A 12,438-nucleotide genomic window follows, 5' to 3' on the forward strand; every position below is an offset into this window, starting at 1 on the left:
TTTACTCCTTTATTGTTGTATGTAACGGCACCTTGTAATTATGTTCTGAGTGCAACAGTGTTTTTGTTAATTGCTCCTCAGGGTGATTGATCAGTGCCTGCGTCGTTCCAAACTCAATCATTTTACCACGATGCATTATTAAGATCTTGTCTGAAAGATGTTTCACGATCTCCGCCGAATGCGAGACGAAAATGAAGGAAATACCCATATCTTGCTGGAGATCCAGGATAAGATTAATGATTTGAGCTCTAATCGATGGATCCAGCGCAACAAAGGCTTCATCGGCAACAACGATCTGCGGCTCCAGCACGATGGCGCGAGCGATACAAACACGCTGTTGCTGGCCACTGGAAAGCATATGTGGATAAAAGCCAAAGTGATCGGGTAACAACCCCACTTTATGAAGCGTATCGTAAACGTGTTGCTTCTGCTGTCCCGGAGTCCAGTCGGTGTTAAAAATCAAAGCTTCAGTCAACTGCTGGCCAACGGTGATTTGCGGATTCAGGGAACGCAAGCTGTCTTGAAATATCATGCGCACATACCGGCAGCGCTGTTGATCGGTCATGCTACTCAGCGCCTGCCCATTGAGAAACAGCTCGCCAGTCGTCGGCCGTTCAGCGCCGGCAATAATCTTGGCGATGGTCGACTTACCCGAGCCTGTTTCTCCCATAATGGCCAGCGTTTCACCACGCTCAAGAGAAAAGTTCACCGGTTCCAGCGCGCAGATCCGTTTACCGGGCGTCCAGCCGGTTTTGTGCACGTAATATTTGCTGATATCCCGTACCTCAAGAAGCTTAGTCATGCTCGGGATCCTCCCACAATGGGTAGTGACAGGAATAGTCTTGTTGTTGTTTTCGGGCAAGTTCAGGTTTCACCACGCAGGCGCTGCGTGCATAGGGACAGCGCGGACCCAGACGACAACCGATGGGCATGTGCTGCAAGGTTGGAATAGCGCCCGAAAGCGTCGGCAAACGCGTTTGCGGTGCTTTATTCTGACTGAATAAGCTCATACTCAGCATAGCTTCGGTGTACGGGTGCAAAGGAGACTGCATCACCTGTTCAGTGGGGCCGCTCTCCATCAGCTGGCCGCAATAAATTAGACTGATGTGCTGACTTTCTGGCACCACTGCAGTGAGATCCTGAGTGATCATCAAAATCGACATACCCTGACCGCCGCTTAATTTCGCCAGCAAACGATAAATCTGTGAACGGGTATTGGGCTCCATCGCCGTGGTTGGCTCATCGGCAATAAGCAGCTTGGGATTATGGGCGATTGCCATGGCGATACTGATTTTCTGCGCCAGCCCTTCCGAGAGTTCATGGGGATAGCTTTCCATGACCTCTTTAGTATCTTTGATTCCGACCCTGTGTAGCAGGCGTTCTGCACGAGTCTGGCGATCCGCACGGCGTTTTAAATAAATGCCCGTGAGGTCGCCGACGGGGATCGTTTCGCGAAGTTGGGCGCCAACTTTATCATTGGGATCCAGATAAGTACTGGGGTCCTGGAAAATCATCGCCATGTCGCGACCGGTGACGATGCGCCGTTGCGCATTATTGAGAGCGAGCAGGTCGTAATGGCGCCACCAAAGCCTGTCCGCGGTAATTTTCCAGCGCGGATTGATGAAACCTAAAATGGCTTTGGCTAGCAAGCTTTTGCCGGAACCAGACTCACCCACCAAGGTATGAATTTCACCTTCGGCGAGTTGCAGATTAAAACGGTCAAGGACCCGTACCGGGCCATTTTCTGTTTCCAGTTCGATGGTGAGGTTACGGATATCCAAAATACTCATGAGTTACGAACCCGTTCAGCGATGGCAGCACGGATGCTATCACCGAGCACATTAATCGAAAGGATGGTCAGGAACAGCGCCAGGCCAGGCAATATCATCATCCACGGTGAAACATACACCTGGTCAAGACTGCGCGCTAACATGGTGCCCCATTCCGGAGCTGGTGCTTGTACTCCCAAGCCTAAAAAGCCAAGCGCTGCGATATCAAGAATCGCTGTCGATAGGGCGAAGGTGGTTTGCATGACCAGCACGCTGGTGATGTTGGGAAAAATAACCCGGGTGAGCATGTACCAGCGATTGACACCATTTAAACGTGAGGCCGTCACATACTCTTTATAGCGCTCGTCGTAGATGGCGTTATGTACGACATGAATGAACTGCGGTATCAACACCAGGGTAATGGCAAACATGACGTTGATCAGTGATGGCCCGAGGATGGCAATAATCACCAGCGCTAGCAACAGTGACGGGATGGACAAAATCACATCCAGCATATGGTTTAGAGCAGAGGATTGCACGCCACGCGACATACCGGCCCAGGCGCCAATAGTGACACCGACGATGGCCGCAACCAGCACGGCAATGAGTGGGTAGCCAAGACTGTAAACGGAACCGGCAATGATGCGAGAGAGCATATCGCGACCCAGGTCGTCAGTACCGAATAAGAATCGAATCTCGCCTTGATCGGACCAGCTCGGTGGTTGCAGAATGGCATCCGAGAATTGCGCATCCGGATTAAATGGCGTGATCAACGGTGACAGCAGCATCATCGCTAATGACAGCGCAAGAATATAAAAAGCAACCACTGCAAAGGGGTTGGCATTCATGTGCAACCAGATCTGCCGTAATGGCGATGGCTCTCGTTGTTGGAAATAGATATTAGCGTTCTGCATACAATTCCTTGCGTACCTGAGGGTAGCGCCAAGCATGAAACAGCTCTACGCAAACATTGACCAACAGTATCAGTGTCGCAAAAGCGAATAAACCACCTTGCATCACTGGGTAGTCGCGCTCATAAATACTTTTCACCAGCCAGCTGCCCAGACCGGGCCAGTTAAATATAACCTCGGTCACGATAATATTACTCATCAGTACGCTGAACATCAGACCAAGCTGGCGAACCACGGGTTGCATGGTATTGGGCAACACATGGCGGAGTAAGATCCGGGATTCGGAGAGGCCACGGGCTCGCGCAGCTCGGATGTAGTTCTGCTGCAGTACTTCTAGCATACTATTGCGGGTGGTCCGCATCAGCATGGTTGCCGGCATGATGGCAAGCACAATAACGGGTAACCATAAGTGGTTAATGGCATCAAGTAGCGCAGCGGTTTTGTAGGGGTTGTCACTGACGAGAATATCAAGAATGATGGAGCCGCTGTTCACCTCGACATCAAACAAGGGATTGATCTGGCCTGAGATCGGAGTCCAGCCGAGCTTGACGGCAAATAGCAAAATGAGTAACTGCGCAAGCCAGAATACCGGAATCGAGTAGGCGCTCAGACTGATTCCCATGATCAGACGGTCCATGCTGCCGCGTTGCTGTCCGGCAGCATACACGCCCATTGGCGCGCCGAGCGCCATGGCGAAAATCATAGCTAACAGAGCAAGCTCTAAAGTACCGCCTAACAGCGGCAATAATTCGCCAAATACGTTACGTTGATTGGTTAACGACTGGCCCCAGTCTCCCTGGGTAAAGTGACCTAAGAAGTTCAGGTACTGGCTGAAGATAGACGCGTCAAAATCACGGGCAGCGAAGGCCTGTTGGTAAGCAAGAGTGTCGCTGGCACGAATACCGGTCATATTGGTAAGCGCATCGCCGGGGAAAAAATAATTCAAGCTGAACAGGAACACCGTCAGCAGCCATAGCGTAACGATAAGCAGGGTGAGACGGCGCAAGGTGTAGCGAATCATGGCTGCTCCCCGGTGTCTGTTGAACTGGCCCGGTAGGCGTGACGGAAGTTTACGCCACCGTAGGCGGGCACTTCAACACCATGAATATCACTACGATGCGCCTGAAAGCGCATGGAGTTGGCGATGGGCACTAACGGCGCCTCACGGTAAATCCAGTTTTCAATTTCCTGATATAGTTTCTTACGGCTGTCGGTTTCCGGCTCGCTTATTGCTTGCATCAACAGCTGATCAAATTCGGGTTCGCACCAGTTGGCACGATTGGTACCGACATTCAGCGCTGCGCAGCTCAGTAACGGACGAAAAAAATTATCGGGATCGGCATTATCAGCGATCCAACCGATGAGTACGCTGTCATGCTCATCGCGGGCCAGGCGGCGACGGAAGGCATTCCACTCGTAGCTGACTATATTGGCCCGTACCCCAATTTGGGCGAGGTCAGACTGGATCAGCTCCGCCATTTTCTGGGCGTTTGGATTGTAAGCCCGTTGTACCGGCATGGCCCAGATATCGAATTCGAAACCTTCTTCAAAGCCTGCCGCGGCGAGTAACGCCTGGGCGCGTTCGGGATCATAACCATAGGTTTGATCGACTGGGCTGTATGCCCAGGAGGTTTCGGGCAAGACCCCCGTCGCAAGTCGCGCGTTACCATTGTAGATGGTTTGGATAATGGCCTCTCGATTGACTGCACTGGCCAGCGCCCGCCTCACCAGGACGTTATCAAAGGGGGGGTGGTCGGTATTGAAGGCCCAGAACGCGATATTGGGATTAACGGTGCTGGAGATCTGAATTTCATCACCGGTATCAAGCTCGGCGAGCTCTTCCACCAAAGGGTAGGGAATGACATCGCATTCGCCAGTGATCAATTTAAGCATGCGTTTATTGGCGTTCTGAGTGATGGAGTACACCAGTTGTTCGATGCGGGCAGGGTCACGCCAATAGTCGTCGTGGCGGTGGTAACGGATAATAAGATCTTTGCGGAACTCTTCAAAAACAAAAGGTCCTGTGCCTATCGGTTGCTTGTCGATAAGGTCAGGTTCGCCCCGGGCGAGCAGCTCAGCGCCGTACTCGGCAGACAGGATAATGGCAAAATCCGTGGCTAAGTTCGCCAGAAAAGAACTGTCACTGCGTTTTAAATAGAAATCCACAGTGGTGGCATTCACCGCAACAACATCAGTAATCAGACGATTTAAGCCGCTGGCGGTGAAAAACGGATAGTTACCGCCATTCACTTCGTGGTAAGGATGGCTTTCCTCCAGCCACCGCTTAAAACTAAACACCACATCATCGGCATTAAAGTGGCGGCTGGGTGTGAACCAGGGCGCACTGTGGAAGTTAACATTCGGGCGTAACATGAAGCGATAACGTTTGCCCTGATCCAGTGCTTGCCAGGATTCGGCCAACGCAGGCCTGAATTTCTGTTGTGCGTCATCGTAATCGAGCAGACGGTCATAAAGCTGAGCAGAGGTCGCATCAATGGTAGTGCCCGACGTACCCAACTGGGGGTTGAAACTCTCGGGGTTACCCTCAGAACAATAGACGATCCCATTACGTAGCGGGGGGACATCGTCCGGATTCGGCGAACAGGCCGCCAACGTTATGATCGGGGTAAGTAACCACAGTCGCCAAATGCTCATTTAATTCGTTGATCCGTCGAGTAATTGATACTTTTTCAAGTAGCCTCTTAACTGATGATAGGTGAGACCCAGAAGTTCTGCTGTTTTCTTTTGGTTAAATTGTGCATGGCGCAGCGCCTGTTGTAAAACTTCGGTCTCGTAATTGGCAGTCACTTCTTTGAAATCAATGGCGCCGCAATTAAAGTCAATGGCTGAAGCCGTTGCCACCAGTGCTGGTGTTGCTGTCTCGTCGTTGGTACTGGTACCGGTGGCGGCTTCAGGCTGTGCGTTAGTGGCGGTTTGCCGGTGTGCGGCAGGCTTGGGCCGCCAGGGGCTGGCGAAAGGGTCGATGACAATATCGTCTAAGGCGACGGTCTCGTTGGCGAGCCGATAGACAGAACGCTCAACCACGTTTTTTAACTCGCGAATATTACCGGGCCAGGAATACTCTAACAAGGTTTGCCGGGCGCGTTGGGTAAAGCCATTAAAAATGCCATGGCCGAGTTCTCGTGCCATGTGCACCGCGAAGTGTTCCGCCAGAATAAGAATATCATCGCGGCGCTCGCGCAGTGGCGGCAGGGTGATGACATCGAACGCCAGACGGTCTAATAAATCTGCGCGAAACTTACCCTGTTCAGCAAGTTCAGGCAAATCTTCGTTCGTGGCGGCAATCAGACGCACGTCTGTGGTGACAGTTTTACTGCCGCCAACGCGTTCAAATTCTCCGTACTCAATGACTCGCAAGATTTTTTCCTGCACCAGTGCCGAAGTATTGGCGAGTTCATCGAGGAACAGGGTGCCCTGGTCAGCGCGCTCAAAGCGGCCCTCGTGGCGTTTTTGTGCCCCCGTAAAGGCACCCGCTTCATGGCCGAATAACTCACTCTCGAGCAGGCTCTCACTCAGTGCTGCGCAATTGAGTTTAACGTAGCTTTGTTGCCAACGCTGTGACAGGAAGTGCAGGCGGGAGGCGATAAGCTCCTTGCCGGTGCCCCGTTCACCTATGATAAGTACTGGTTTCGCCAGCGGTGCGATCTGCGATACTTGCTCCAGTACCGCAAGAAAACTATTTGCTTCGCCGATGAGATTATCCGCTTCACGTGGGGGACTCATGACAGGCCTCTTTATTATTGTTCTGCTGTTACTGTAGTAAAACTACTTTATAGTAAGAGTGCTCTTTCTGCTGACCTTTATCAGGGGACCCGAATCCGGGGGACCCAGGAGGCATTGGAATGACCCCGGTCAGTAACCTTATGTGTGGTTAATTTGGCTAATAGTTAGTGTATTTGATAACTAGTCAGGGTCAAATAAAAAATTGATATTATCGGGAAAATACCGGAATATCAGCAAATTAACTGGTATTTTAAAAGTTGGCACAGTACCTGCATTGTAATTCGTGACCGTAAAGTAACAGTTTCGAATCAATTATGAGGACACGAACATGGGTATCTTTTCACGATTTTCAGATATCGTAAATTCGAACATCAACGCATTACTGGATAAAGCAGAAGATCCAGAAAAAATGGTGCGCCTGATTATTCAAGAAATGGAAGACACTTTGGTAGAAGTCCGCTCAACATCAGCGCGTCTGATTGCGGAAAAGAAAGATACCGAGCGTCAAATGAGCCGTTATGAAAATGATGTAGCGGAATGGGAAAAGAAGGCCGAGTTAGCGTTAAGCAAAGATCGTGATGATTTAGCACGCTTAGCTTTGGTTGAGAAACGTAAAGCTGACGACGCCGTTGCCAGCCTGAACGTTGATATTGATCGCATTAATGAGCACCTGAACCGTCTTAACGAAGAAGTTGGACAGCTACAGGAAAAACTCGCCGATGCTAAAGCGCGTCAGAAGACGATTATCATGCGCCAACGTGCTGCGAGCAGCCGCCTGGAAGTGAAAAAACGCATTGATAGCGGAAAAATTGACGACGCCATGCTCCGTTTTGAACGTTATGAGTCTAAGATTGATGATCTGGAGTCACAAGTTGAAGCTTACGACATGGGTAAGAAAACCTTGCGCGATGAGTTTGCTGAGCTTGAGGGCGAAGACAAAATCAACGACGAACTGGAAGCATTGAAAGCACGCGTTAAAAAAGACAAAAAAGCTGACTAATTGACTTGAAACTCTGGCTTCACCCGCGCTTGCGGGTGCACGCCAAGGCCAGAACGACATAGGGAACCTTTACAATGGCAGACATACTTGTACCGATGATTGCTGTGCCACTGATTCTTTTTATGATTTTTGTGGCGCCAATCTGGGTCATCATGCACTACCGCAGTAAGCGTAAGCTCAGCCAGGGGCTTTCCGAAACCGAACTGCAGGACTTACAGCAACTGGCACGTCAAGCTGAACACATGCGTGAACGTATCAAGACGCTCGAATCTATTCTTGATGCAGATGCGCCAACCTGGAGGGAACGCAAATGAGTTACTCCGATGATTACAAACCACGGAAGCAGTTACTGCGAGATAAAAAGAACGCGAAAGTAGGCGGAGTTTGTGCCGGAATCGCGAACTATTTCAATATCGAAGCCTGGCTGGTACGTATTATTGTGGTCACAGCGGTAATTTTTGGCCACGGCTTTGTACTTATTCTTTATATTGCGGCCTGGATGATTCTCGACGAGAAGTCAGCGCCTGAAAAAAATGGCGATCATCAGCCGATAGGTTTGAAAACCAAAGTGTATGGTGCTGGCGAACCTCCGCGCCGCGCTTACAAAGAGATTGATGAAGAGTTTCGTGAACTGGAAGACCGGTTACAGCAAATGGAGCGGTACATCACTTCGAATGCGTATCAGGTCGACCGTGAGTTGAAAAAACTGTAATTGAACCACTGAAAAGCCTTCAGGTGGAAAACTAGCGTTACACCTGAACCGTAACTCTGTCACCCAGACAAGTTGCGTTGCGCAAAGGCAGGATGCACTCTTTGATGTCGACAACAGGAGGACGTACTGCCAATGCGCAACAACGATAAACATAAATCGCAATGGCAGCCAGCGACCATGACGATCCATGGCGGTAAACAGCCGGATCCGCATGGTGCATTGGTTGCACCGCTTTATCAGACTGCCACTTTCGCATTTCATACCACTGCCGAGGGCTCAGCTCGCTTTGCTGGTGAAGCAAATGGCTACATTTACTCGCGTCTTGGTAATCCAACTACGCATGAACTGGAAGCGCGGATTGCGCACCTCGAAGGCTTTCCTGCGGGTGCAGCATGCGCAACAGGCATGGGGGCTATCTCTGCGGCCATGCTCGCGTTTCTTGAACATGGTGACCACGTTGTAGTGGCCGATGCGATCTACGGGTGCAGCTTTGCGTTGTTCTCCCATCTGTTCAAAAAGTTTGGCATCGAAGTCGACTTCGTCGATATGACCGACGCCGGAAACGTGCGTGCCGCCATGCGCGAAACCACCAAGCTGGTGTTTATAGAAACGCCGGCCAATCCTCACCTAAAAATTATCGACATTGCCGCTGTCGCCAGTATTGCTCATGACTATCAGGCGCGGGTGATTGTCGACAATACCTTTATGACACCTTTGCTGCAGCAGCCGCGTCAACAAGGTGCTGATCTTGTGGTGCATAGTGCGACCAAATTTCTTAATGGACATGGCGATGTGGTCGCGGGCCTGATCTGTGGTACCGAGGATGACATTGAGTTAATTAAGGCAACGACCCTGAAAGATATGGGCGCAACCATGAGTCCACACGATGCCTGGTTGATTTTGCGTGGTCTGAAGACCCTTGATGTGCGTATGGAACGACATTGTAAGAATGCAGTCAAAGTAGCTGACTACTTAGTTAAGCATCCGTCCGTGCGAACTGTTTATTTCCCGGGCCTGCCCGATCATCCCGCGCAACGGTTGATGGGCACGCAGATGCATGGCAGTGGAGCTGTCATCGCATTTGAATTGCATGGCGACAGGGAGGATGCGCAACAACTGTTGGATGGACTAGAATTAATTACTATAGCGGTCAGCCTCGGCGATGCCGAAACTCTGATTCAACATCCGGCGTCGATGACGCATTCGCCGTACACGCCAGAAGCGCGAGCTCGCGCGGGGATCAGCGATACACTGATCCGTATCGCAGTCGGGCTGGAAGCCGTTGATGATATTATTCAGGATTTAGAACAAGCGTTTGCCAAAACTTTTAAAACAACAACACCGCAAACAGCACAGCAACAAGGGGAACCTTTGACTTATGGGTAAACAAAGCCAATACGTTTCACGCCAGCCAGACGAAAACGGTATTATCGACTGGAGTGACGAAGAGAACGCGGTATGGCGCGATTTGGTTGCTCGCCAGTTAAAACACATTCCAGGTAAAGCCTGTGATGAGTACATGCATGGACTCGAGTTACTGGACTTGCCGCATGATCGTCTGCCACAACTGCATGAGGTCAATAAAGTACTGGAAGCGACGACGGGGTGGCAGGTCGCACAAGTACCGGCTCTAATCCCGTTTGACGAATTTTTTCGCCTGCTGGCGAACAAGCAGTTTCCAGTAGCGACTTTCATTCGTACGCGAGAAGAGTTTGATTACTTGCAAGAGCCTGATATATTTCATGAAATCTTCGGCCACTGCCCACTGTTAACGAATCCAGCGTTTGCCCACTTTACCCATCAATACGGTAAGTTAGGTTTGAACGCGACGCCAAAAGAGCGCGTTTATCTGGCTCGGCTATACTGGTTTACAGTGGAGTTCGGTTTATTGAACACCGAAGATGGCTTACGTATATACGGGGGGGGTATTTTATCGTCGCCGGGCGAAACTGAATATGCGATCCATAGTGATAAACCCGAACGTAAACCACTGGTGCCTCTTGATGCGCTGCGTACACCGTATCGGATTGATATTATGCAGCCCATCTACTACACCATCGAGAGTACCGAAAAGTTATTTGAAATCGCGGACCTGGATATCATGGCTCTGGTACATGAAGCGATGGAACTTGGTTTGTTTGAACCTAAGTTTCCACCCAAAAATGCCGCTTAACGGACTGTAAAAACGGAGTAACTATGACTGACTTAAAAGAACAAAAATGTGAAGCCTGTAATGCTGACGCACCCAAGGTGAGCGATGAGGAACTGGCAGAACTTATGCGGGAAATCCCAAACTGGACGCCAGTGTCACGCGATGGCGTGATGCAGCTGGAACGCGAGTTTAAGTTTAAAAACTTCAAGCAGGCGTTGGCATTCACCAACCGCGTGGGGGAAATTGCTGAAGATGAATTCCACCACCCGACGCTGGTAACCGAGTGGGGCAAGGTGACGGTGACCTGGTGGACACATGCCATCAACGGTCTGCACAAAAATGATTTTATCATGGCGGCGCGTACTGACGCAGCGCTGAATGATGAAGAATAATTGAGATTGCGCTGATCGGCGCAAAGCTATCGACAAAAAGCCTCTAGCCTAGTGACGGGTAGAGGCTTTTTTATGTATACTTATGTTTACATTTTAATCAACCGATAAGTTGTGCTGATGCGTCTCGAAATCACCTGCGATGACCGCCTGGGTCTTTGCCAAGATGTACTGCAGATTCTACGTGACCGTGAAATTGATCTTCGTGGTATCGAAGTTGACCCCAAAGGCAAGATCTTCCTGAACTTCCCTGAACTTGAATTTAAAGATTTCCAGCACCTGATGCCTGAGATCCGGCGCATTCCTAACGTTAAAGACGTAAAAACCGTAGCTTTTATGCCCTCAGAGCGAGAACATTTTGAGTTTAGTCTGCTCCTGAATAAACTCCCGGATCCTGTTCTATCGATTGACGCCAGAGGCATCATTGATATTGCCAATGATGCTGCCGGTTTACTGCTATCGGATACGCGTGAACATTTACCGGGCACTTCGATTACGCAATGGCTCAGCGGCTTTAATATCAGCCGCTGGCTGGAGCGCCAACCCACCGAGCCGCAGCTGAGTCAGGTGACCATTAATGGGGCAAAGTATTTCGCTGAACTGATGCCGATTTGGGTGGCCGATGAGCATGATAAAACCAGCTTCGCTGGCGCAGTGCTGACCTGTAAGCCGCAACCTCTGAGCAGTCAGTGGCAGCGCACCGGTCAGCATGATGCGTTTCATCAGTTGCTCGGCGAACATGCCAGCATGAAACGTTTGCTCAAAGAAGCGCGGCGCATGGCTGAGTTGAATGTTCCCCTTTTGGTTCAGGGGGAAACCGGGGTCGGCAAAGAGTTGCTGGCGCGGGCCTGCCATCAGGCCAGTCATCGCGCGGAGCAACCCTTTTTGGCGGTCAATTGTGCAGCACTGCCGGATAATGTCGCGGAGAGTGAACTGTTTGGCCACGGCAAAGGTAGTTTAGGGCCTCATACCGAAGCGAAAAAAGGGATCTTTGAACAGGCGAACGGCGGTACCGTGTTGCTCGATGCGGTTGGCGAGATGTCGAATGGCCTGCAGGCAAAGCTGCTGCGCTTTATTCAGGACGGTAAATTCCGCCGTATCGGGGAGGAGCAAGAGGTCGCCGTAGACGTTCGTATTATTTGTTCAGCCCGCGATGATTTGCAGGACCGCGTCGAGGCAGGCTCCTTCCGCGAAGATTTGTTTTACCGTCTGAATGTGCTCACGTTGCTGTTACCACCGCTACGCGAGCGTAAATCTGACATCCCCCTTTTAGCCGAACATTTCAGCCTGCAGGCGTGCCAACGTTTGGGACGTAGTCTGGTATTGCTGACCCGTGATTGCCGCGAGTTGTTGCAACGTTATCAATGGCCGGGCAACGTTCGTCAGCTGGAAAACGTACTCTTTCGTTCATTATCCATGCTGGAAGGTGATCGGCTGGAAGCTGCCGATGTTTATCTGCCTGAGGCCGACGGGCTGCATGAAAATGTTGCCGTCGATCTGGAAGAGGGCAGCCTGGATGAAGCGGTTAAGAAGTTCGAAAGCACCATCCTGCGACGCTTGTATCCGAGTTACCCCAGTACCCGGCAACTGGCCAAAAAATTGGGGCTTTCGCACACTGCTGTGGCGAACAAACTTCGTGAGTACGGGATTGGCAAACAGCGGCGTAAGTCGGTTGCAAAATCCTGAGAGTAAAGCTTTGTTTACGAAAATTGAGGCTGTTGTATGGAAAACCGTACATAGAAGTCGCTGATTGTCAGCTAA

13 protein-coding genes are annotated in these 12,438 nt (G+C 50.7%); 7 read left to right on the forward strand and 6 right to left on the reverse strand.

The features are described 5' to 3' along the window. Position 1: 1 nt before the first annotated feature. The 6 genes from J6J34_RS05975 to pspF are packed head-to-tail and all read right to left on the reverse strand — an operon-like array spanning position 2 to position 6,424. A complete protein-coding gene (locus J6J34_RS05975; protein ID WP_301720211.1) occupies positions 2-802 on the reverse strand; it encodes an ATP-binding cassette domain-containing protein in 801 nt (266 codons plus the stop codon). Then, complete coding sequence (locus J6J34_RS05980; RefSeq protein WP_301720212.1) at positions 795-1,790, reverse strand: oligopeptide/dipeptide ABC transporter ATP-binding protein; 996 nt, start codon at positions 1,788-1,790, stop codon at positions 795-797. The genes J6J34_RS05975 and J6J34_RS05980 overlap by 8 nt, the downstream gene beginning before the upstream one ends. Next, positions 1,787-2,683, reverse strand: a complete 897-nt coding sequence (locus tag J6J34_RS05985) for an ABC transporter permease subunit (protein ID WP_301720213.1) — start codon at positions 2,681-2,683, stop codon at positions 1,787-1,789. Before J6J34_RS05985 ends, J6J34_RS05980 begins: the two co-directional genes overlap by 4 nt. Then, a complete protein-coding gene (locus J6J34_RS05990; protein WP_301720214.1) occupies positions 2,670-3,701 on the reverse strand; it encodes an ABC transporter permease in 1,032 nt (343 codons plus the stop codon). Before J6J34_RS05990 ends, J6J34_RS05985 begins: the two co-directional genes overlap by 14 nt. After that, positions 3,698-5,335, reverse strand: a complete 1,638-nt coding sequence (locus J6J34_RS05995) for an ABC transporter substrate-binding protein (RefSeq protein WP_301720215.1) — start codon at positions 5,333-5,335, stop codon at positions 3,698-3,700. The genes J6J34_RS05990 and J6J34_RS05995 overlap by 4 nt, the downstream gene beginning before the upstream one ends. Next, positions 5,336-6,424: a phage shock protein operon transcriptional activator gene (pspF, locus tag J6J34_RS06000; RefSeq protein ID WP_301835739.1), complete on the reverse strand. Its 1,089-nt coding sequence runs from the start codon at positions 6,422-6,424 to the stop codon at positions 5,336-5,338. A 328-nt stretch (positions 6,425-6,752) separates the two neighbouring features. On the opposite strand from pspF, the gene pspA reads away from it, so the two are divergent. The 7 genes from pspA (at position 6,753) to tyrR (ending at position 12,363) form a co-directional block, all read left to right on the forward strand. Then, a complete protein-coding gene (pspA, locus tag J6J34_RS06005; RefSeq protein ID WP_301720218.1) occupies positions 6,753-7,424 on the forward strand; it encodes a phage shock protein PspA in 672 nt (223 codons plus the stop codon). Between the two features lie 74 nt (positions 7,425-7,498). Further along, the gene (pspB, locus tag J6J34_RS06010; protein ID WP_301720220.1) at positions 7,499-7,738 is read left to right on the forward strand and encodes an envelope stress response membrane protein PspB; all 240 of its coding nucleotides are present in this window, start codon (positions 7,499-7,501) and stop codon (positions 7,736-7,738) included. Then, complete coding sequence (gene pspC, locus J6J34_RS06015) at positions 7,735-8,136, forward strand: envelope stress response membrane protein PspC (protein ID WP_301720221.1); 402 nt, start codon at positions 7,735-7,737, stop codon at positions 8,134-8,136. Before pspB ends, pspC begins: the two co-directional genes overlap by 4 nt. A gap of 132 nt (positions 8,137-8,268) precedes the next feature. Continuing rightward, positions 8,269-9,522 (forward strand): trans-sulfuration enzyme family protein, encoded by a 1,254-nt coding sequence (locus J6J34_RS06020; protein ID WP_301720222.1) that lies wholly within the window; start codon positions 8,269-8,271, stop codon positions 9,520-9,522. After that, a complete protein-coding gene (gene phhA, locus J6J34_RS06025; RefSeq protein WP_301720223.1) occupies positions 9,515-10,309 on the forward strand; it encodes a phenylalanine 4-monooxygenase in 795 nt (264 codons plus the stop codon). The genes J6J34_RS06020 and phhA overlap by 8 nt, the downstream gene beginning before the upstream one ends. Before the next feature lie 23 nt (positions 10,310-10,332). Further along, positions 10,333-10,680 (forward strand): 4a-hydroxytetrahydrobiopterin dehydratase, encoded by a 348-nt coding sequence (locus tag J6J34_RS06030; RefSeq protein WP_301720224.1) that lies wholly within the window; start codon positions 10,333-10,335, stop codon positions 10,678-10,680. 117 nt (positions 10,681-10,797) lie between these two features. Then, a complete protein-coding gene (gene tyrR / locus J6J34_RS06035; RefSeq protein ID WP_301898640.1) occupies positions 10,798-12,363 on the forward strand; it encodes a transcriptional regulator TyrR in 1,566 nt (521 codons plus the stop codon). Positions 12,364-12,438 lie beyond the last annotated feature (75 nt).

It is taken from the genome of Pseudidiomarina terrestris (assembly GCF_030466405.1).
GTDB classification, from domain to species: Bacteria; Pseudomonadota; Gammaproteobacteria; order Enterobacterales; family Alteromonadaceae; genus Pseudidiomarina; species Pseudidiomarina terrestris.